Annotated in this window: 22 protein-coding genes; 16 read left to right on the top strand and 6 right to left on the bottom strand. The window is 31.5% G+C overall.

The features are described 5' to 3' along the window. The first annotated feature begins 21 nt into the window (after positions 1-21). The 5 genes from comB to PUD86_03335 are packed head-to-tail and all read left to right on the top strand — an operon-like array spanning position 22 to position 4,497. Entirely contained in the window at positions 22-711 is a 690-nt protein-coding gene (gene comB, locus PUD86_03315; GenBank protein MDD6776309.1) for a 2-phosphosulfolactate phosphatase, read from the top strand. 58 nt (positions 712-769) lie between these two features. Continuing rightward, positions 770-1,942: a TraB/GumN family protein gene (locus tag PUD86_03320; GenBank protein ID MDD6776310.1), complete on the top strand. Its 1,173-nt coding sequence runs from the start codon at positions 770-772 to the stop codon at positions 1,940-1,942. Between the two features lie 60 nt (positions 1,943-2,002). Next, positions 2,003-2,215: a DUF1922 domain-containing protein gene (locus tag PUD86_03325; protein ID MDD6776311.1), complete on the top strand. Its 213-nt coding sequence runs from the start codon at positions 2,003-2,005 to the stop codon at positions 2,213-2,215. Positions 2,216-2,234: 19 nt separating this feature from the next. Continuing rightward, positions 2,235-3,551, top strand: coding sequence for a hemolysin family protein (locus PUD86_03330; GenBank protein MDD6776312.1), 1,317 nt, complete (start codon positions 2,235-2,237; stop codon positions 3,549-3,551). A gap of 1 nt (position 3,552) precedes the next feature. Beyond that, positions 3,553-4,497, top strand: a complete 945-nt coding sequence (locus PUD86_03335; GenBank protein ID MDD6776313.1) for a calcium/sodium antiporter — start codon at positions 3,553-3,555, stop codon at positions 4,495-4,497. Here PUD86_03335 and PUD86_03340 read toward each other — a convergent pair. Then, on the bottom strand, positions 4,456-5,331 hold the full coding sequence (locus PUD86_03340) for a TIGR00269 family protein (protein MDD6776314.1): 876 nt from the start codon (positions 5,329-5,331) through the stop codon (positions 4,456-4,458). The two genes, PUD86_03335 and PUD86_03340, sit on opposite strands and share 42 nt — an antisense overlap. Before the next feature lie 51 nt (positions 5,332-5,382). Here PUD86_03340 and PUD86_03345 point away from each other — a divergent pair, with 51 nt between their 5' ends. After that, a complete protein-coding gene (locus tag PUD86_03345) occupies positions 5,383-5,688 on the top strand; it encodes an MTH1187 family thiamine-binding protein (protein MDD6776315.1) in 306 nt (101 codons plus the stop codon). Between the two features lie 21 nt (positions 5,689-5,709). Here the strand turns inward: PUD86_03345 and PUD86_03350 are convergent, their stop codons facing one another. Beyond that, a complete protein-coding gene (locus tag PUD86_03350; protein ID MDD6776316.1) occupies positions 5,710-6,816 on the bottom strand; it encodes a DegT/DnrJ/EryC1/StrS family aminotransferase in 1,107 nt (368 codons plus the stop codon). Positions 6,817-6,922: 106 nt separating this feature from the next. On the opposite strand from PUD86_03350, the gene PUD86_03355 reads away from it, so the two are divergent. The 5 genes from PUD86_03355 to cofG all read left to right on the top strand — a co-directional run bounded on the left by PUD86_03355 (position 6,923) and on the right by cofG (position 11,431). Then, positions 6,923-8,089, top strand: coding sequence for a tRNA (guanine(10)-N(2))-dimethyltransferase (locus PUD86_03355; protein MDD6776317.1), 1,167 nt, complete (start codon positions 6,923-6,925; stop codon positions 8,087-8,089). Between the two features lie 191 nt (positions 8,090-8,280). Further along, a complete protein-coding gene (locus tag PUD86_03360; protein MDD6776318.1) occupies positions 8,281-8,757 on the top strand; it encodes an Lrp/AsnC family transcriptional regulator in 477 nt (158 codons plus the stop codon). A 178-nt stretch (positions 8,758-8,935) separates the two neighbouring features. After that, positions 8,936-9,877, top strand: a complete 942-nt coding sequence (mptA, locus tag PUD86_03365; protein ID MDD6776319.1) for a GTP cyclohydrolase MptA — start codon at positions 8,936-8,938, stop codon at positions 9,875-9,877. Between the two features lie 11 nt (positions 9,878-9,888). Next, positions 9,889-10,329, top strand: a complete 441-nt coding sequence (locus PUD86_03370) for a DUF2120 family protein (protein MDD6776320.1) — start codon at positions 9,889-9,891, stop codon at positions 10,327-10,329. Between the two features lies 1 nt (position 10,330). After that, a complete protein-coding gene (gene cofG, locus PUD86_03375) occupies positions 10,331-11,431 on the top strand; it encodes a 7,8-didemethyl-8-hydroxy-5-deazariboflavin synthase subunit CofG (GenBank protein MDD6776321.1) in 1,101 nt (366 codons plus the stop codon). On the opposite strand, the gene PUD86_03380 is transcribed toward cofG, so the two are convergent. Continuing rightward, positions 11,409-12,137 (bottom strand): class I SAM-dependent methyltransferase, encoded by a 729-nt coding sequence (locus PUD86_03380; GenBank protein ID MDD6776322.1) that lies wholly within the window; start codon positions 12,135-12,137, stop codon positions 11,409-11,411. The two genes, cofG and PUD86_03380, sit on opposite strands and share 23 nt — an antisense overlap. 185 nt (positions 12,138-12,322) lie before the next feature. On the opposite strand from PUD86_03380, the gene psmB reads away from it, so the two are divergent. From psmB to PUD86_03405, 5 genes are all read left to right on the top strand, one after another. After that, a complete protein-coding gene (psmB, locus tag PUD86_03385; GenBank protein ID MDD6776323.1) occupies positions 12,323-12,937 on the top strand; it encodes an archaeal proteasome endopeptidase complex subunit beta in 615 nt (204 codons plus the stop codon). Between the two features lie 131 nt (positions 12,938-13,068). Continuing rightward, on the top strand, positions 13,069-14,982 hold the full coding sequence (locus PUD86_03390; GenBank protein ID MDD6776324.1) for a beta-CASP ribonuclease aCPSF1: 1,914 nt from the start codon (positions 13,069-13,071) through the stop codon (positions 14,980-14,982). Between the two features lie 92 nt (positions 14,983-15,074). Next, complete coding sequence (gene purM / locus PUD86_03395) at positions 15,075-16,094, top strand: phosphoribosylformylglycinamidine cyclo-ligase (protein ID MDD6776325.1); 1,020 nt, start codon at positions 15,075-15,077, stop codon at positions 16,092-16,094. Between the two features lie 23 nt (positions 16,095-16,117). Further along, positions 16,118-17,146 carry an L-sulfolactate dehydrogenase gene (gene comC, locus PUD86_03400; GenBank protein MDD6776326.1) on the top strand — a complete coding sequence of 343 codons (1,029 nt, stop codon included), beginning with the start codon at positions 16,118-16,120 and terminating at the stop codon, positions 17,144-17,146. A gap of 184 nt (positions 17,147-17,330) precedes the next feature. Further along, positions 17,331-19,580, top strand: a complete 2,250-nt coding sequence (locus tag PUD86_03405) for a hypothetical protein (GenBank protein ID MDD6776327.1) — start codon at positions 17,331-17,333, stop codon at positions 19,578-19,580. A gap of 15 nt (positions 19,581-19,595) precedes the next feature. Here PUD86_03405 and PUD86_03410 read toward each other — a convergent pair whose 3' ends face one another. Genes PUD86_03410 through PUD86_03420 form a run of 3 tightly spaced genes read right to left on the bottom strand, consistent with a single transcriptional unit; the run spans position 19,596 to position 23,221 of the window. Beyond that, positions 19,596-21,386, bottom strand: a complete 1,791-nt coding sequence (locus PUD86_03410) for a DNA-directed DNA polymerase (GenBank protein ID MDD6776328.1) — start codon at positions 21,384-21,386, stop codon at positions 19,596-19,598. Beyond that, entirely contained in the window at positions 21,387-22,406 is a 1,020-nt protein-coding gene (locus PUD86_03415) for an AI-2E family transporter (GenBank protein MDD6776329.1), read from the bottom strand. A gap of 14 nt (positions 22,407-22,420) precedes the next feature. Next, a complete protein-coding gene (locus tag PUD86_03420; protein MDD6776330.1) occupies positions 22,421-23,221 on the bottom strand; it encodes a dihydroorotate dehydrogenase electron transfer subunit in 801 nt (266 codons plus the stop codon).

Raw genomic sequence — 23,221 nt, forward strand, 5'->3', positions numbered from 1 at the left:
ATCTTTAATATAAATTAACCCATGAAAGTTACATTAAGTTTTGAAGAAAGTGAAAGTTTGGATGTATCAGTAATGGTTGATGCACTAAGAGCCAGTTCTACAATAACTTTGGCTTTAGATAATTTTGAAAAAATTATTCCATGTTTTACTGTATCCCAAGCAATTGAACTAAAAGAAAAACTTGGGGGCATTGTTGCAGGTGAGAGAAACGGCAAAAAAATCGAAGAGTTTGACCTTGGAAATTCCCCTGCAAAAATAAAAGATTATACTTCAAATTCCAACCAGTTAATTTTAACAACAAGTAACGGTACTAGAATTCTTGAGAATATGAAATCTAAAGTTCTTGTTGGATCACTTATCAATGCAAAATCAGTAGCTAAACAATGTATCAAAATAGCTGATGAGCATATTGATGTAGTAATGGCTGGAGTTAAAGGCCAGTTTGCAATTGAAGACTTTTTAGCATCTGGAGAAATATTATACTGGATTAATGAACAGTTAGATGATTGTGAATTAAGCGAATATGCAAAAGCTGCTATTTTGGCAAGTAGAGATTATGATGCTTTAAAAGAATCATTTATTAATTCAAGATCAGGCAAAAGATTAATTGGCTTAGGCTATGAAGAAGACGTTAAATTATGTTGCATGAAAAACATTACTGAAAATGTTGCAATATATGAAAATCAAGAATTAACCTTATTAAAAGATTAAATTTATATATTCAAATCTTATAATATGAAAATACAATTTATAAAGAAGTGTTTTTTTAATGAATAGAGAATTGTTAACAATAATTGGTACTGCCCACGTATCTGAAGAAAGTGTTAATGAAGTAAAAGATGCAATCTACGAACAACACCCAGACATTGTTGCTATCGAACTTGACAGAGGAAGATATGCAAAAATAAAAAACAAAATGATGGGTATTGAAGAAGATGATGAGATTTCAGTTACAAGAATAATTAAAGAAAATAAAGTAGGATTATTCTTGGTTAACACACTTCTAGGATATTTCCAATCAAAAATTGGAGACGAAGTAAATGTAGATCCGGGTTCTGAGATGATTGGAGCTATTGAAGCATGTGAAGACTTAAATATCCCAATTGCTCTTATTGACCGTGAAATTAATATCACATTACAAAGAGCCTTAAACAAAATGGGATTTATGGAAAAAGCTAAATTCGCATACGGATTACTCTTATCCATTTTTGGTTTAGATGACGACGAAGATGATATTGATATTGAAGAATTAAAAAAGTCTGAAACTATTGATGACATGATGGAAATATTCAAAGATGAAGCTCCTAGTGTTTATGAAGTTCTTGTTCACGAAAGAGATGCATACCTTGCAGGAAGAATCATGCAAATACCTCATGAGAAAGTTATTGCAGTTGTTGGAGCAGGACACAGACCTGGAATTGAAAAATACTTGGATAATCCAGAAACCTTACCTGACTTAAGAGATTTAGAAGTTATCAATGAAAAAAAAGGAATACCATGGCTTAAAATTTTAATTGCAATGATACCAATTTTATTTGTTGTGATATTTTTTCTGGCATTCTTTAATGGGATTAATATAACTGGAAATATCTATGAATTTATAGTTATCAGTATGTTAATGGGATTTATTGGATCCATACTTTCCGGTTCAAAGATACAATCCGCAATAGTTGGAGGGGTTGTAGCTCCATTAACCATTATACATCCGTTACTTGCAGCAGGATGGTTTTCAGGACTAACTGAAGCAAAGTTCAGAAAAGTTAGAAACAGTGATATTAAAAATCTAACAAAAATTGAAAGTTTAAGAGATTTATGGAATAATAACATATTTAGAATATTACTTGTAGTTATTGGAACAAATTTAGGTGTCAGTTTAGCTACACTCGTAATTTTACCATCAAAAGTTTTCATCCCATTATTTATGAAAATATTTGGTGGATGAAAAATCTTTTATATATAACATTTTAAATATATTATATTATTAAATATAAGGAAAAAAACCATGTATTTTATATTTCGTTGTGACTGTGGACGTGCACTCTATGCAAAAGAAGGTGTTGCTACAAGAAAATGTGTATGTGGCAAAACCATAAAAGTCAAATCTAGACGTATTTTTGAAAAAGTAGCTACAAGAGAAGAAGCATCCCTTGCAGTTCAGGAAATGCAAGATAAAATATATGGAAACACTGGATTTATGAAAGCCAGTGATTTATAATAACCAGTGGTTGTTAAAAATGATTGGAACGACAATAGAAATAGTTATAATTTTAATTTTAATAGTTTTAACAGGATATTTATCAATGGCTGAAATGGCTGTTGTATCAGTAAGAAAAGCAAAAATGCAAAAATACTTAGAAGAAGGCAATAAAAATGCTAAAATCGTTCTTGATTTAATCGAGGACCCTAATGAATTTTTATCAACAGTTCAAATTGGAATTTCACTTATCGGTGTTTTAACAGGGGCTTTTGGTGGAGTAACATTATCCGAACCATTAGCTAAAGCAATTTCATTCATACCTTATAATGACGTGATTAGTGTAATCGTTGTTGTTGTACTTACAACCTATTTAACATTAGTTATCGGTGAGATCGTACCTAAAGTTATTGCTTTAAATGACCCTGAAAAAGTGTCTCTTAAAATTGCAAAAACTATGGTTATTCTCTCAAAAGTTTCAAAACCGGTTAGTTATGTTCTTTCTAAATCAAGTGGTTTTGTCTTATTCCTAATGAGAATTGAAAACAAAAACGATGAATTAGTTACTGAAGAAGAAATCGAATTAATGATTAAAGAAGGAATTGAAGACGGAACTATTGAAAAAGAAGAAGAAGACATTATTAAAAGAGTTTTCAAACTTGACGATAAAAAAATCGGAAGTATAATGACTCCACGTAATGAGATTATTTGGATTGACCTTGAAGATGACAGAGATGTAAACAAAGTAAAAATTATTGAAAGTAAAAGATCTATTTTCCCAATAGCTAGTGGAGAATTAGATGATTTTATTGGTGTAGTTCAGGCAAAAGACATCCTCTCTGCAATGTTTAGTGAAGAGAAATTTGATGTTGAACAAATCATTAAAAAGCCATTAGTTGTTTCAGAACACTTAGAAACCTTGGATTTAGTAAGAGAATTCAAAGAAAACAATGGTCACGTTCATATGACTATTGTAGTAGATGAATTTGGAAGTGTCGAAGGTTTAATCACATTAAACGATTTACTTGAAGGAATTGTTGGAGAAATTCCTGGAATCGACGAGGAAGACGAACCTAAAGCTGTCGAAAGAGATGACGGAACCTGGTTAATTGACGGAAGATACCCTATTGACAGATTCGCAGAAATATTTGACTTCAAATTTAATGAAGAAGAAGACAATTACACAACTCTTGCAGGATTTATCTTAAGTATTAGTGGTACAATTCCTAATGAAAAAGACAAATACACATATGAAAGATTCATATTCGAAATCATCGATATTGACGGACACCAAATTGATAAAATCCTTGTAACTGACCTTGGAGTCGAAGAAGTTGAAGTAGAAGAAGAGGAATAAAATGGATGCTGGAATTATTATTCAAATTGTCTTATTAATAGCAGGATTTGTATTTTTAATTAAAGGATCTGATTTATTTGTTGATGGATCTAGTAATATTGCATATCTTTTAAAAATCCCAACAATTATTGTAGGATTAACAATTGTGGCATTTGGAACCAGTGCTCCTGAAGCAGCAGTTTCAATTGCTTCATCTCTTGCTGGAAGTAATTCAATAGCTATTGGAAATATTGTTGGAAGTAACCTTTTCAATATCCTATTTATTATAGGAATAACTGCACTTTTAAGTGAGTTAAAAGTAGAAAAAAGTGTTTTAAAACAGGATTTACCATTCCTTATCTGTATTACATTACTCTTAGTGGCATTTCTTGCAATTGACTTGAAAATATCTACTATTGAAGGATTAATATTACTTGCAATATTATTTGGATACATATATCATCTTATCCGCAGTGCAAGAAAAGAAAGTAATTCCAATGAAGTTGAAACACCTACATTAAGTCTTCCAAAAAGTATTGTTTTCATCCTTATCGGGATTGCAGGAATCGTTTTAGGTGGAGACTTAGTTGTAAACAGTGCTTCAGCTATAGCAATTGCATTTGGAATGAGTGAAAAATTAGTAGGTTTAACAATTGTAGCAATGGGTACTTCACTACCAGAACTTGTAACTTCACTTACAGCTCTTAAAAAAGGAGAAAATCAATTAGCTATCGGAAATGTAATTGGATCTAACATATTCAATATATTATTTGTTGTAGGTGCAAGTGGTGCAATAAGAGAATTAGTTATTGAACCAAGTTTAATGGTTGATATTGTCTTTATGGCATTTGTTACCATATTATTCTACGTATTTGGTAAGACCCAATTAAAATATGATAAAAATGAAGGTATTGTATTTATAACATTATTCGTTATCTACATGGCCTTCGCGATTTTGAGAAATTAATTCTTTTAATTCACAAGCCTTACAGATATCAGAAGAAGTCGGTTCACCACACTTCTCACATTCATTAAGGTTTGTGGAAATACTATTTTCAAAAGTTAATATCTTTTGGAAAGACTCCATCACATTATTTTTAACACCAGGATATTTATCTTCACTTACATTTAAGAATTCTTTAATTTTAGCCCTTAAAGACAAATGAGAATAAGGACACTCATCCAAGTGAATATCAATATTATTGATTACAGCCCACATTCCAACTTCTTTTTCAGGAGTGTTCCATAAAGGTTTTATTCTTGGAACCAGTTTTGGATGAATTACATCAAGTTCAGGCCCGAATTTTGAGAATTTAATTGTATCCCCACGTGCAAAACTCATTAAAAATGATTGGATTTCATCATCCAAGTTATGTCCAGTAGCTATTTTAACAGCACCAAGTTCATATGCAGTTTTGTTTAAGATATTTCTTCTAAAAACACCACATGGAATACATGCACTTTTAAAATCCTGATAAATATCATCCAGTGCAAATCCTTCTTCATCTTTAAATGACTTTTGAACCAATTTTACTCCAAGTTCACGAGCATTGTTAACAGCAGAATCAATACCATGTTGTCTGTATCCTTCAATACCCTCATCAACACTAATAGCTACTAAATCAAAATCCAAATGCTCTTGATAATTTTTAAGAGCATGTAAAGTTAATACACTGTCTTTACCTCCAGACAATGCTACAGCTATTAATTCGCCTTCTTTAATTAGTTCATAATCACTGATTAAGTTATTAATCCTTGTAAAAATATGTTCATTAAATTCATCTTTGTTTAATTTAACCATTACTAAATTAATTTATAATAAGATAAATAAATAATTTTAGTAGGTGAAAATATGATTACATGCGATTTTGCAATATTACCAGTAGGTACCAAAACAACTGAATGTAAAGATTATGTAACTGCAGCAGTGCAATCCATAAAAGATTCAGGACTTAGCTATCAGTTAACCGGAATGGGAACACAAATAGAAGCAGATAATCTTGAAGAACTCTATGCTGCAATTGCTAAAGCACAAGAAGCAATATTTGAACTTGGAATTGGTAGAGTTTATACTGTTATAAAAATAGATGACAGAAGAGATATGGAAAACAGAACTTTAGATGCTAAAGTTGATACAGTAAATGAAATGTTAAAATAAATAAAAAAAGAGAGTTAGTGTTTAAGCTAACTCGCTTGAAGCTTTTTTAACAGCTTCAATAACTAAATCTAAGTCTTCTTTTGTAAGTGCTGGGTGAACTGGAAGTGAAATAACATTGTCAGCAGCAAGTTCTGCATTTGGACAATCTCCAGTGATTCCTAATGATTTATAAATTGGCTGATTGTATAATGGAATTGGATAGTGAATTCCTGTTCCAACACCACATTCATTAATGATATCTACCCAATCATCCCTATTTCCTTTTTCAACTCTAATAGTGTATTGGTGATATACATGTTTTGAGTCATATGCACAATAAGGAGTTACAACACCATCAACATCTTTTAATCCTTCATTTAAGTATGCAGCGTTGCTAATTCTTTTTTCATTGAATTCATCAATTTTGTCTAATTGAGCAAGTCCAATAGCTGCGGAAATGTCAGTCATTCTGAAGTTGTATCCAACTGCATCGTGGTGGTATCTTACAGATGCACCGTGAGCTCTGAATATTTTAGCCATTTCAGCTAATTCTTCATCATTGGTTGTGATTATTCCTCCTTCAGAAGTAGTCATGTTTTTAGTAGGATAGAAACTGAAACAAGCCATGTCACCTAAACTACCAACTTTTTCACCAGAGCAGGTTGCACCGTGAGCTTGTGCAGCATCTTCAATAACCATTAAACCGTGTTTTTCTGCAATAGCGTTGATTTTTTCCATGTTTGCAGATTGTCCGTATAATTGAACAGGTAAAATAGCTTTAGTATTTTCATTGATTAATGCTTCGATGGATTCAGGATCCATAGTGTATGTTTTTAAATCAATATCAGCAAAAACCGGTTTAGCACCAGTGTATAAAATTGCATTTCCAGATGCAATAAATGTAAATGGAGTAGTAATTACTTCATCGCCTTCACCAATACCGCAAGAAAGTAGCGCAACATGTAATGCTGCAGTTCCAGAATTAACTGCAATACCATATTTAGCCCCAACCCAATCAGCAAATTTTTGCTCGAATTCAGCAACTCTTGGTCCTTGAGCAATCATCCCTGATTTAAGAACTTCTACCACATTTTCTATTTCTTCTTCACCAATTATTGGCTTTGCAATGGGAACTTTAATATTTGACACAATAATCACCAATTTTAATAAAAAAATTATATATACTAATCTTTAAATCTAATAATATTTAAAATATTATTACTTATTTACAATAAACAACCAAGAGTGAAAACAAATGGAAGAATATAAAACAAAAATTATTGAAGAAGGATTAACCAAAATCGAATTTCCGGAATTTGATAAAGTATCTTCCGATGCCCCTGTTTTTTATAACCCTCATATGGAGTTAAACAGAGATTTATCTATACTTGCAATACAGACATTCCAAAAAGAACAAGATAGAGAGTTAAACATCTGTGATTTGTTCGGAGGAAGTGGAATACGTGGAATTCGTTATAAAAATGAAATTGATGGTGTTGGAGAAGTTTTTATTAATGATATAAGCGAAGTAGCAAATCATTATGAAAGACACAATATTGAATTGAATAATTTAAGCGATATTGAAGTTCACCAGCATGACGCAAGTATGTTTTTAAGAATGAAACGTGGAGAATTTGATGTTATTGACATTGATCCATTTGGAACTCCATCCCCTTTTCTTGATTCAGCAGGTTACTGTTCTAGAAGAGATTCATTGTTATGTGTAACTGCAACTGATACTTCAGCATTATGTGGAACCTATAAAGAACCTTGTATACGTAAATACAATGCAAAACCGTACAAAAGTGAATATTGTCATGAAACAGGTATTAGAATCCTTGCAGGTTTTGTTGCACTCACTCTTTCAAAATATGCTAAATGTATTGAAGTAAAAATGTCTCACAGTACTGAACATTATATGAGATTATACATTGAAGTTAAAAAAGGTTCAAAAAGAACAGATGAAACCTTGAAAAATATTGGTTATGTAAGCCACTGTAAACACTGCCTTCACAGACAAACAAGTATGGGTCTTGCAAGTGCAATTGATGAAGTCTGTCCGGTTTGTGGTGAAAAATTAATCCACGCAGGACCATTATGGTTAGGGCCTATTCAAAACAGCGAATTCATCCAGAAAATGATTGATGAAGCTGACAACAAACAAATAAACAGTAAAAAAGAAGCTTTAAAATTATTAAACAAATGCCTTGAAGAAGCTAGTGCACCTGCAACATTCTTTGATGTTCACAAAATTTGCAAATCCTTGAAGATAAGCGCTCCAAAATTCGATTTAATATTGGATGAACTTAAAAAAGAAGGATTTATTGCAATTAAAACACATTTCAACCCATTAGGTGTAAAAACTGATGCTACAATTAAAAATATTCAAGAAGTCCTCATAAAATTACAGGACACAATTTAATTGAATATTGTTAAGAAAAAATTAAAAAATTCCAAAAATGTTCTCTCATTACTACAAAAAAATAAATAAAAGTTAAAAAAACAATCATAAAGTTTTAAATATTATAATAAATATATTACAGAACATAGAGGTTAATTAAGAATAATTTAACCGCAACTTATATTAAAATTAATATAATGAGGGAACCGAAAATGGTAAAAACAAAAGACAACGTTGTTAAATTGGATGATACAGACGTAAAAATCCTTAAAATAATCAACGAAGATGTGAGAACATCCTACAGGCAAATTTCACGTAGTTTAGATGTATCCGTAGGAACTGTTCATAATCGTATCGACAAAATGGTGAAAACAGGAGTTATTAAAAAATTCTCCCCTGTTATCGACCATGAAAAATTAGGTTTCATTTTAACCACAATTATTGGAGTAAGAGTAAAAGGTGGAAAACTCAAAAATTGGGGCGAAAAAACCTTTTATAATAAAAATGTGGTTGGAATCTATGATGTTACCGGAGAATATGATGCTTTCTTAATTGCAAAATTCAGAAACACAAGTGAATTAAATGCATTTATTAAAGAATTATTAAAAGACCCAGTTATAGAAAGAACATACACACAAACCGTTTTAGACGTTATTAAAGAAGATATGGGATCTTCAAACATCTTATAAATTTATTAAAAAAGTAGTTTTTCAAACTACTTACCCACTTATTTTTTTAATCATTATTACTACTATTTCTATTATCATTTAACAATTTTATATGAAATCTCTAAAAATTTTATTAAACTATATAAATAAAAAAAACTAAAAAATATAATATTAGAAATTTATATTAGAGGTTATGAAATTGGCAGTTTGCTTACCCGATACTCAAGACGATGCTCCAAGCATACCTATAAAATTAACTAGAGTAGGTGTTACAGGAGTAAAAAAATTATTACAACTAGAAAGAAAAAATAAAAGACCAATAATTTTATTACCTACATTTGATGCATTTGTAGACTTACCAAATAATCAAAAAGGTGTGCACATGTCTAGGAACCCGGAAGCAATCAGTGAAGTTCTTGAAACTGTTGCTAACGATTCTACTGTAGATATTGAATCATTATGTGCTAAAATTGTTGATAAAATGATGACCAAACATGAATATGCTAAACGTGTTGAAATTTCAATGACAACTGATTTCATGTTTTTAAAAGAGTCACCAGTCACTAAAAACAAAACTCAAGAAATGAGTAAATTAATAGCAAAAGCTACTGGATTTAGAAAAGAAGATGGCACTATTGAAATTAGGAAACAAATCGGTGCAGAAGTTATTGGAATGACCGTTTGTCCTTGTGCACAAGAATCTGTAAGAGAATCCAATAAAAACAAATTATTAGACTTCTTAGATGAAGAAACTACTCAAAAAGTATTAGATACTGTTACTTTTGCTTCACATAACCAAAGAGGAGTAGGAACTGTATTAATTGAAGTTCCTGAAGACAAAAAAATTAAAGCTGAAGATATCATTGAAATTATCGAAAGCTCAATGAGTTCACCTGTTTGTGAATTACTCAAAAGACCTGATGAAAACGCAACTGTGTTAAATGCACACGCAAACCCTGTTTTTGTTGAAGATTGTGTAAGAAACATGATGGAAAAAATCGCTACAAAATACAGTGATTTACCAGACGATACCTTAATTACTGCTCGTCAGGAAAACCAAGAAAGTATCCACAGACACAATGCGTATGCTGAAAAAGTAACTACAATGGGCGAATTAAAAACAGAATTAAATATTGAATAGGATTTGGTTTTATGAAAAAAAGATATGAAATTGCCGGACAAGTAATGGGCTTTTTTGAATCTTTTAAAGGTTCAAGACCTGCTATTGACAATAACAGAATACTTATTGTTAGGGGAAGAACTAGAAAAACCATCCCTTTAGACAAATTTGATTCAAAACTTAGCGAAGTGGGAGAACTCCTCGGAGGAACCGAGTTAGATAAAGACTCCGAAAAAATTGCTGAAATATTACAATCAGGAGACAAACACATCAAAGAAAGTGAAGGTCAAACCAATACTATTGATGAACATGGATTTAGCAGAATGCAAGAAGAACTTGAATCCATGGGACTTGTAGTAGATTACAAAGTATTTGAACTTAAAGGATTTGATGTAATCGTCGCTATCTGGCAAGATAAAAATGAACTTCCACCATTATACGTAGAAGTTACTGTTTCAGAACACGAAGATTAAAATGGACTCTAAATTAACAAAACAAGACATTCTCCAAATTTTAAATGCAACAGACAGTGAAATAATTAAATTTATGTCACAAACTGTTCCATATAGGGAGAATAATCTTATTACTTATTCTAAAAACGTATTCATACCATTAACTGAAATTTGCAGAAATGACTGTGGATACTGTAACTTTAAAAAGAATCCTGACGATCCAGAAGCTATTATTCTTAAAACAAAATCCGAAGTATTGGAAAGTTTAAAAGAAGCTGAACAATACGGATGTAAAGAAGCTCTTTTTACTTTTGGTGAAGATGCTGATGAAGAACCAGCCGTTCAGGAAAAACTAGCTGAATATGGCTATGAAAAAATGATTGATTATATCATAGACATATGTCAAATGACATTGGATGAAACTAGCTTACTACCTCATACCAATGGGGGAAATTTCAGCTATGATGATTTAAAAAGACTAAAAGAAGTAAATGCTTCATTAGGTTTAATGCTTGAAAATTCCTCAAACAGATTAATGCAGTTACCTGCTCACAATAAAAGTCCTGGAAAAGATCCAAAATTAAGACTTGAGACAATATCAAATGCAGGTAAACTTAAAATTCCATATACAACAGGAATATTAATTGGAATTGGTGAGACAAAAGAAGAAGTTGCAGATTCATTAATTGCAATTAAAGAGTTGTATGACAAATACGGACACATTCAGGAAGTCATTATTCAAAATTTCACACCAATACCTGGAATTGAAATGGAAAACTGGCCAGAGCCAAGTTTCTTAGATATGATTAGAACAGTTATTGCTGGAACTCTTTTATTTGGAGAGACTGATGTAAGTATTCAAGTTCCACCTAATTTAAACAATGAAACTGCACAGATTTTCTTATTATGTGGTGCAGATGATTGGGGAGGAGTTTCACCAGTAAGCCCAGATTATGTTAATATCACATCCCCATGGCCCGGAATTGATGAACTTGAGAAATTAACCGTTGATGCTGGTTTTGAATTAACTGAAAGGTTATGTATTTATGAAAAATACGTTAACAGCGAATGGTTAAATGATGTGTTATTAGAAAAAATATCTACTCTATTCGAGCATCAATAACAACATGTTCCACTCCAGGAGCATATTTTTTTATTTTATTTATTTTTAACAACTCAACATCCCTATCCCCAGCTTGAGCTTTGATTCTTTCAATAGGTCTTGTTTCAATTAATTTTTCAGGAACAGTTTCATGGTAGTGAATAATTCCACCTTTGTTTAAACTGTCAATAGCTATTTTTAAATAATGATGAGTAGTTTTTACATAACCCATTAAAATCCTGTCCGCCTTAAACTTAGGAGTTTCATTTTTACAATCTCCAAGAATAGGATTTACATTATTTAATTTATTCAAAACTATGTTTTGGCATAAGAAATTATAGGAATTAGGATTAATTTCAATTGGAATAATCTCCTTAGCATTTGCATGAACTCCAATTGGAATAGAAAAATATCCAATACCTGCAAACATATCAATTATAGTCTCATCATCCTCAACTAATTTAGCAATCCTTAACCTTTCATTATTATTTCCTTTTGACCACATTACTTTACTTAAATCCAATTTAAATAAGCATCCATTTTCTTTATGAATTGTTTCAGTTTCATCCCCATAAAGAATTTTATAATTTGGCTCTCTTTTGGTTCCCTGAATGTGGTTGATTTTCATTATAGTTTTCACATTGTGTTTCTTAGATAACTCCTCAAAGTTATTGTCGGAATATTTATTGTCCAAAATTAAAATATCACCAATTTTTTTATATTTCATTTTAGTCACCTTAGATAAGAAAACTTTATATATTCAAATAACTAATAATTATATTGTTAGTTTATACTAATTATTGATTCTGATTTTAAATAAAATTAATACTGAATATATTAATTTATTTTGTTATATTAACCTATGAGTAGTTGAAATTAGATATTTTAAATACTTATATGAGGTGTATTTAAATGGATGATAAAATAGTAAAAGGTACAACCACCGTAGGAATCACATGCAAAGACGGAGTTGTATTCGCAAGTGAAAGAAGAGCAACTATGGGAAACTTAGTAGCTCACAAAGTAGCAGAAAAAATATTTAAAATTGATGATCACATTGTAACAACCATTGCAGGATCTGTTGGAGATGCTCAAAATTTAATGAAAGTTATTGAAGCAGAAGTATCATTATACCAAATGAGAAACAATGACGCAATTAGTGTTAAAGCTGCAGCATCATTAACCGCAAACTTATTACGCTCAGGCCCAATGCATGTTCAAACATTGCTTGGAGGTATGGATGGAGACAAACCATCTATTTATTCATTGGACCCTGCTGGTGGTATGATTAAAGATAATTACATTTCAACTGGATCAGGTTCTATCGTAGCATACGGTGTTCTTGAAGACAGATTCAGAGATGACTTATCAGTTGACGAAGGACTTGAAGTAGCTATAAGAGCTATTAAAGCTGCTGCTGAACGTGACGCATATTCTGGAAACGGATTTTTAGTCGCTAAAGTAGATAAAAACGGCTTTGAAATGTTAGATAATGAAAAAATAGACGAGATTTTGGATAAATTATAAGCAAAACGATTTTTCATAACTAACTATTTTTTTATATAAAATGTGTACATAGTTTATGAAATTCAACTAATTATGGCGTAACGCTTTTCATAAACTATTATAATTACACAAACTTTTTTTGAAGGGATTATATGGCTTCAGATATTTTAGAAGATATTAAAAAAGAGATTTTGCAAAAACTACCTAAAGAAATTCAGGTTTCAAAAGTAGAATTTGAAGGACCGGAAGTAGTAGTTTATACTAAAAATCCAGAAATTATAACAGAAAACGGTGATTTAATAAGATCACTTGCTAAAGAACTTAGAAAAAGAATTATTATCAGATCAGATAAAAGCGCATTACTCGATAATGAAGCAACTATTAATAAAATTCACGAAATTGTTCCTGACGGAGCAGAAATTACTGACATTTATTTTGATACTGTAACTGGAGAAGTAGTTATTACTGCTAAAAAACCAGGTCTCGTTATTGGAAAATACGGTGTTACTTCTAGAAATATTGTTAAAAATACCGGATGGGCTCCTAAAATTTTAAGAACACCACCAATAAGCTCAGACATCATTGGAAAAATCAGAACTATTCAGAAAAATAGTAGTAAAGACAGGAAAAAATTATTACAACGTCTTGGACGTCAAATTCACCAAGGAAGTAAATACCCAAATGACTGGGCAAGAGTTACTTCAATGGGAGGATTTAAAGAAGTTGGACGTTCATCCATGCTCTTACAAACACCAAACAGTCGTGTTTTATTAGACTGTGGAGTTAACGTTGCAGCATCTGACAATAAAAATGCATTCCCTTATTTAAATGTACCAGAATTTTCAATTGAAGAATTAGATGCAGTCATTATATCTCACGCTCACTTAGATCATTGTGGATTTGTACCTTATTTATTCCATTACGGATATGATGGACCAGTATACTGTACAACCCCAACTAGAGACTTAACCACACTTTTACAATTCGACCATCTTGATATTGCTCACAGAGAAGGCAATCCTTTACCATTTACATCAAAACATGTAAAACAAGCTATTAAAAATACTATTACCTTAGATTATGGTGAAGTAACAGACATCTCACCAGATATCAGATTAACATTACATAACGCAGGTCACATCTTAGGTTCTGCAATTTCCCATATGCACATTGGAGATGGAGCTCACAACTTAGTATATACTGGAGACTTCAAATATGAACCATCCAGATTATTAGAACCTGCAACCATTCGTTTCCCACGTGCTGAAACCGTAATTATGGAAAGTACCTACGGTGGAAGAGAAGATATTCAACCTTCCAGAAACAATGCTGAAAAAGAAATGATGAAAACTATTTACAAAACCCTCAAACGTGGAGGAAAAGTATTAGTTCCAGTATTTGCTGTAGGAAGAGCACAAGAACTTATGGTTGTTTTAGAAGAGTACATGAGACACGGATTAATTGATGAAGTTCCTATCTTAATTGACGGAATGATTTGGGAAGCAACTGCAATCCACACCGCAAGACCTGAATACTTAAGTAAAGACTTAAGAGACCAAATCTTCCACATGGGCAGAAACCCATTTGTTTCCGACATGTTTATTAAAGTTCAAAATCACGACCAAAGAAAAGAAATTGTTGAAAGTAAAGACCCTGCAATTATCTTATCCACATCAGGTATGTTAACTGGAGGAAACTCCGTAGAATACTTCAAATGGTTATGTGAAGATGAAAGAAATACTTTAATCTTTGTAGGATACCAGTCTGAAGGTTCCATGGGTAGAAGAGTTCAAAAAGGTTGGAAAGAAATTCCTCTTGAAGATGATGATGGAAAAACAAGAATATTCAATGTTGGAATGGAAATTAAAACAATTAATGGATTCAGTGGTCACTCTAACAGAAGACAATTAATGGAATACGTCAAAAGACTTAATCCAAGACCTGAAAAAGTCATTACTTGTCACGGAGATCCATACAAAACTGTTGACTTAGCATCCTCTATTCACAGAAGTTATAAGATTGAGACCAAAACTCCAATCAACTTAGATAGTGTAAGGATTCATTAATAATAAATAAATACTAATTATAACAAATACAATTATGAGAAATGTTGTACAAATACAACATTTTATTTATTTTTAAAACAATAGGTGTTAAAATGGTTACATATTCAGAATCAGGTGTTGACATTGATTTGGAAGCAGTTACTGTTTCAAAATTAGCAGATAAACTCAAATCAACATTAGAATGCAGAGATATTATTACAGACAGTGGTCATTATGCTGCTTTAGTCAAATTAGGTGACAAAGGTATTGCAATGAGTACTGATGGTGTCGGAAGTAAAATTTTAATCGCGGAAATGATGAACAAATATGATACAGTAGGAATTGACTGTATTGCTATGGTTGTTAACGATATTTTATGTGTTGGAGCAGAACCAATAGCTTTAGTAGATTACCTTGCTGTTGAAAAACCAGACCCTGAAAGAGCTGCAGAAATTGCAGAAGGTTTAGTAAAAGGAGCTAATGAATCCAATATTGCAATCATTGGTGGAGAAACTGCATCACTTCCAGGAATTATTAAAGATTTCGATTTAGCAGGAACTGGTATTGGATTTGTAGATATTGACAAAATCATTACTGGTGAAAATATCCAACCAGGTAACGTTTTAATTGGTATTGAAAGTAATGGTATTCATTCTAACGGATACAGTTTAGCTAGAAAAGCAATATTCGATAAAGGTGGCTTTACTGTTGATGATAAAATGCCTAATGGTGAAACAACTATTGGTGAAGAATTAATTAGACCAACTGAATTATATGTTAAACCTATTGTTGCATTGTTCAAAGAAGAATACAATATAAATGGTCTTGCTCATATTACCGGAGGAGGTTTTACTAACCTCAGACGTTTGAAAAAAGGCATTGGATATGATATTAACGACCTTCCAGAAGTACCTGAAATATTCAAACTTATTTACGATCAAGGCGTAGATATCAAAGAAATGTACAAAGTTTTCAACATGGGTGTTGGATTTGTTGTTATCTGTGACGAAAGTGAAGCAGATAAAATTATGGGCACTTTAGATGAATATTGTAAATGCCAAATCATTGGTAAAGTAACCGATGATGAAAAAATTACAGTTAAATGTTTCGAAGGCAGCGAAATAGAATACTGAATTAAAATTAAAAGAGGGATATGATGAAGATAATGAAAGATAACGAAATAGCTCTTGTTAAAGAAATTTTAAAACAATTGGGAGCTAGTGAAGAAGATCAACAATTAGTAGCAGAAGCTACTGTTGATGCAGATTTAAAAGGATTTACATCACACGGACTTGGTAGATTCCCACAATATCTTATTAGTATTGATGCAGGAACAATCAACTTAGATGAAAACATCACTATTGAAAAAGAAACTCCTGCTATTGCATTAATTAACGGTAACAGTGGATTTGGACAAGCTGTTTCTTACAAAGCAATGCAAATTGCAATTAAAAAAGCTAAAGAAATGGGTATTGCATGTGTAGGTGTTCACAATACCAACCACTTTGGAGTTACTGGATTTTACAGTGATTTAGCTTTAAGAGAAAATTGTATTGGACTTGTAATTGCAAATACTGATCCTGCTATCGCACCTGTAGGTGGTAAAGAAGCATTAATCGGAACTAACCCTATTGCATTAGGTATTCCATCCGACAGCTACATTACTGTTGATATGGCAACTTCTGTAACCGCTCGTGGAAAAATCCTCGAATCCAAAAGAAAAGGATTAGATTTACCTGATGGATGGGCATTAGATGCTGAAGGAAAACCAACCAATGATCCAGATGAAGCATTAAAAGGATCAATCTTACCATTTGGTGGATTTAAAGGATACGCATTATCTTTATTAATTGAATTATTAACCGGACCTTTAGTACAAGCTGGATACGGACACGGAGTAACCGGTACTGCATCCCCTGATAAAAACTGTACCAAAGGAGATTTATACGTTGTTATTGACCCATCTAAATTTGGTGACTTTGACGAATTTAAAGCAAATACTGAAGATTTCATATCCCAAGTTAGAGCTACCGGTGAAAATGTTCCAGTACCTGGTGATTTAGAAGTTAAAAGAATCGCAGAAGCTGAAGCAAACGGTGTCAATATTGACGAAAAATTATACGAACAATTAAAAGGAATCTGTGACGATTTAGATATCGACTTAGATTCTTACCTTGAAGAATAAATTTATTCTTCATTCTTTTTTTTACAAAATTTACGATAATAACTCCATTTCAATTCGATTGACTTTAATTAAAGTAAACCTTATTTTATATCAATTAAACCAATAATGATAATCATTATATATGTCAATCAACAGAAGTAATACTGTTTAGAGATATTTTAATATAAAGGAGGAAATTAAAGTCATGAAACTTAAAAACTCTTATGTCTTATTAATAGCTATGATATTTCTATTAGTAAGCGTTGGTTCTGTTTGTGCTGGCGACGTATCAAACGATAATGTCATTCCAGATGATGGAAAAGACATAGTTACTAACGAATCAACAATCACCGAACCATCCAAAAAAGATACTGAAATTGTCACTGAAGACAATATTCAAGTAGACGAAAAAGACATAAAATTTGACTTAGTTGTTAAAGATAATGAATCTGTCGTTATTGATGGAATTACTATTAAAAATTTAACAATTACCGAAAACAACAAAAATATAAGCTTTGGTTATGTTGATTCTCAAATTGTAATCAAAGATAAATTAAGTCTTGGAAAACATAATTTGCTTATTACTTATTTAGGTAATAACAATTATACAAATTCCTCAAAAAACATTATTTTAACAGTGACTGGAGATTATATCATCCAGGCACCTGACACAGTTAACGTTAACAGTACTAAACTCGTTGAAATACCAATAAACGTTACTAACGGTGTTGATATTAAAGTTCTCACTCCAGAGGATTTGAAAATTACACTTGTATATAAAAACGGAAATGTTACCAAAGAACTTAATATTACTGCTTTTACAATAGAAAATAACAAAATTGTATTTGCTTATGCATTAGGCCGTGATATTACTACATGTAATCTTACAGTAACCTATACTGCAAATGAATCTGTTAAACCTAAAAAGATTACATTAAACAGAATTTATAATGTTAAAATTGAAGAAATCAATACCAAAAACCAATTCTTAAACGGTAATATGACCTTCAAATTAACCGATCTTGATAATCCAAATGAAAATCTTACCGGTTTAAAATTAACATTATACATTATGGACGGAACTTTAAAAATTGGAAACAGTGTAACTGTTAAGGAAAATGGAATTGCTACTTACAGAACAGCAGCATTACAAAAAATTACTACAGTAAATGGTACATTATCCTTTGACCGTTTAAATGTTGGTACTCACGCTGTTGAATTAACAACTAGCGGAAATGTAAAATCCACTGGACTTAAAACTAACTTAACCATTGAACAAGCAGACATCATAATTAAAATTGATGATTATAAAGAAGTATACGGTACTGATAAAAACTTAACCGTTACTGTCGTAAATGCTAATAATGGTGAAGGAGTCCCATATATCATTGTTAAATTAAGCATTCCAAAAGCATCCTCTAAAGTATTTTACATGCAGACTGACGCATATGGTAAAGCAAGAATCTCCGCTAAATTATTATCAGGTGGAACTTACAATATTACCGTAAGTAACAATGATACTAAAAACATGAATTATGCTAATGAAAGTGGACAAATGGTTATTACTGCAAAACCAGTAGTCATCACTGTTGTAAGTTTAACCAACACATACAATACTGGATACACTGCAAAAATCAAAGTAACTGATAAAGCAACCGGTAAAGCAGTTGCAAACGCTACCCTTCTTGTTAAAATTACTCCTAAAGGAAAACAAGGAAAATATTACCTCGTTTTAACCGATGCTAATGGATATGCTACATTTTTAGTAGAAGCTGGTGTTGGAGCAAATAGTCTTATTGTAAAAAATGGAGATACCAATTATAAAGGAAGCAATGTAGCAAAATGGTTTACTGTTTACAAAGCTAGCGGAAAAATTGTTGCTTCAAAAACCTATGTTTACTACAAACAGGATAAATACTTAAAAATTAAAGTTGTTAACACAAAGAAAAATAATGCTCCTATGGCATATGCAAAAGTTAATGTAAGAATCTACATATCTTCTTACAAATATTATAACTACGTTGGAAAAACTGGTGGAAATGGTGAAATTAACTTAGATGTAAGTAATTTAGCACCTAAAACCTACAAAGTTGTTGTATACAATGCAGATTCTAAAAACTACACTGCTAAATCAGTTACAACTTACCTTGTAGTTAAAAAAGCACCTACTAAATTAACTCCAACTGCATTAACTGCTAAAAAAGGAACTAACTCTTACTTTAAAATCATTGTTAAAAACACTAAAACAAATAAAATTATTAGTGGAGTTAAAGTAAAAATCAAAGTTTACACAGGTAAAACTTACAAAACATATACTGCAACCACCAACTCAAAAGGTATAGCATTATTTAATGTTAAATCTTTAAGCGTTGGTACTCACAAAACAGTTGTAAGTTCTGGAAATAGATATTGTGTTGCAACAGCTGTAACTTCAAGCATAAAAATAACTAAATAAGAGAATTAAATTCTCTTAATCTTTTTCTTTTTTATATTTCGCATAAAAACCATCAGTATCTGCATATATTGCATAAAAACCGAATTCTTCAGCTTTTTCTATTGATGATTTAATATATTGTCTTCCCCATGATGTAATAGCTTTAGCGCATTCAAATGAATACCATCTAAACCTTGGAAAACCGTAAATACCATACATAGTATTTGCCAATCTTTTAATAGCCTGTTGTTGTACATCAAGAGCTTTTCTTTCTGCATCATCATCAGATGCTTTCATTTCACGTTTTATTCTGAAACGTTCCTGCAAAATCTTATCTATAACTGAAGGAATGAATCCCTGTGGATCTTTTTTAAATTTGATTCCATGTTCAGGTGCAATATTATATTCATCTTCATTTTCAACATCCCCTAAATACATTACATCAGGAGAAATGTTTTTTGATATAATAATACTTGGGTATAGGCTTCTAAAGTCGAATTGAACCAGATTTTCATGTAATCCTTTTTCAGGTTCTCTTACATATCCACCTTCATTATCCTCAGCAGCTGCACGATTTGCAAAGTTAGCTCCCTGTTTGTTTGGAACTACTTCATTGTCAAAATAAGCCTGTTTTACTAAAAACCATTCAGCCTGCTGACCTGTTGCCATACGAGAAACATCAAAAAGAGGCTGACCTATAATACGAGTAAGTTCTAAGTTAAGTGGTAATGTTTGTTGTGCAATTTTTAATGTTGATACAACATCATCAAGTGAATAATCAAATAGATTGTCTAATTCTTCACCACCATTGTCCCAGAATTCCCAAATTCTATCTCCCGGAACATCTATCTTTTCTTCACCAAATAACTCATAGTAAACTCTCTCAAGAGTATATCTCTCAAGAGACATGTATCTTCTCATAACTAAGTATAAATCAACATGAATTAATCCTTTAAAGGATGCTGCATTTGCATATCCTCTTCTAATAAATTTAATATCAGATCCATCCATACCAATATCCAAATCTACACCTAATATTTTAGCTCTTTCTTTAAGATATGGGAAGTCAAAGTTATCTGAATTATATCCTACAAGAATATCTACATTGTTTTCTTTGATTATTTTAACAAACTCTTCAATCATTTCTTTTTCAGATCCAAGCTGATTTACAAAATCATCACGACTATCAGAGTTTGTTTTGGTTGAAATAACCTGATTTATTCCAAAATTACTTGAAACACCAATCATGATTATTTCATCAACATCGCTGTCGGGCATTCCATGAGGGTTTCTAACTTCCAAGTCAAAGCTCAATATACGAAAATCATTTGGATATTCGGAAGTTCTTTTTAAGTCCTGTGTGAGTTTAATAATTTCAATATCCTGTTTGGTTGAATCCAAGTCCAAAAATGAGTCGATTTTATCCCCAACTGCAACTACTTCAGTCATAGGGATAACATCTCTATCCATAAGATATCTTCTATAAAATGGAATATCGAATTCCCTGATTTGAATTACACTTTCCAAATCCCTTAGGGCATCTCTGTTTTTTGCAAGTTCCTGAGGATGTTTGAATGTGACTTTTAAAAATTCGTTTTCAATCTGGAAATCCTTTTTTGTAACCTTTTCAATTCTTACAACATCAAGAGCATCCTGAATTTCACTAATGCATACATCCAAATCATCAGACATGACATATAAATATGGTTCAAAGGTATCATCAATTAATATGACATTCTTATCCCCATCCTTTGAAAATAATCTGATAACAGGTTTATCTTCATAGGTAACATAATCAATGTCTAAAATAACTACATTTCTCTGCATCTATTCAACTCCAAGATACTTCTTTCTGTAACAGTCTAAAACAGTATAGGTTATTCCAAGAATTAAAGGTCCTACAATAAAACCTACAATACCATAAACTAAAGGTCCTGCTAAAAATCCTACAAGCAAGATTAACGGATGAATATCTGCATAGTGGCTTGAAAGTGCAGGTCTTATGTACATATCGATACTGCTTAGGAAAAATCCGAAGAATAAAACAATTATTGCTCTTACGTAGTTTCCACTGATAATATCAATAAAGAATAATGTCCAGTATATTGGCCATGGTCCGAAAATTGGAATTAATTGTAAAATACCTGTTAAAACACCTAAGAATATTCCAAACTGATATCCTAAAAGGGAATATCCAATACAACCGAAAATTCCAATTATCACTGCAGTTAAAAAGTGACCATAGAATATACTTTTCAATACATCTTTTACAGATCCAACAACATCATCGAAAAATCCCAAATCGTCTTTAGGAACAAAACTTCTAATAAATGCAAGGAAGTTGTCTCCATCTCTTACAAAGTAAAATACTGAACAAACCAAGATAAATAAATCTAATGTCAAATTAGCAAATTTACCAAAAAAGCTCATTGCATAAGAAGCAATGAAACTTACAATTGTCTCAAAGGATGAAGAAATTTGTTGATAAATAGCTTCAGGATTTGTGTTAACTGGCAAATAGTTAATAAGAGATATTATTGAAGTTTTAGCACCTGCTGCTGAACTTGATGAAAGTATTGCTGATGCAACAGAGGATAGTTCATATGTTAAATAACCTACAAGCAATATTAAAGGTATTAAAATAATAACCATTGCCAAGATTATTGAAAGTGAGGAGTATTTTAATTTTGATTGAAGTTTAAAAGCTACTGGGCGAACGATAAAAGCCAAAATAGCTCCAAGAACAATCATTTTTAAAGCCGGGAAAATGAATATTAATGAAACTATCCCTAATAAACAGATTAGCATTACTGGAAAGGTGAAATTTTCTTTAATATAATCTCCCATCTTATCAACCTCAATTAGTATTTAACTCCAGATGCATCTCTTCTGTATTTTCCAAATTCGCTTATTTGATTTATTTTGTCATTTTCAAAAACAGGTCCTTCTACACATATTCTCCAACCTTCATCATCAACACAACACTGTCCACACACACCAAGTGCGCATTTCATGTATCTTTCAAGAGAATATTGTGCAGGTATTGATGCATCTTCAAGGATATCGAAAATTCCTTTCATCATTATCTCAGGACCACAGACAAATGCATAATCATAAGTTGAATCTTCAAGTAAATTAGCAGTACAATCTGTTGCAAATCCTTTAAATCCTAAACTTCCATCATCAGTACAAGGATAAACTGTAGCACCTAATTTTTCAAGAGCATCAACGTATAATAATTCATCTTTGGTAATAGCTGCACCTACAACATCAACTTTATTTCCTTTTTTGATTAAATCACTTGCAATTGCATTAATAGGAGCCATTCCAACTCCACCACCAATTAACAATAGATGTTTGTCCTCAAAAGAGTTGTTAAATCCATTACCATAACTACCCCTAATACCGATTTCATCACCGACTTTTAAGTCATGTAACTGAGAGGTAAATTCCCCAATGTTTTTTACAGTAATAGCTAATTCATTATCATTAATTTGAGCAATGGACATTGGTTTTTCATTTTTGAAATTCCAAACCATTACAAATTCACCAGGATTTGGTCTTCCAAGTGTTTGCATATCCCAATTGAATTTAAATGTTTTAATAGTAGAGGTTTCATCAATAATTTCTGTTATTTCAACAATTTTAGGTTCATTAATCAT

It is taken from the genome of Methanobacteriaceae archaeon (genome assembly GCA_029219465.1).
In the GTDB taxonomy this organism is placed as follows: Archaea; Methanobacteriota; Methanobacteria; order Methanobacteriales; family Methanobacteriaceae; genus Methanocatella.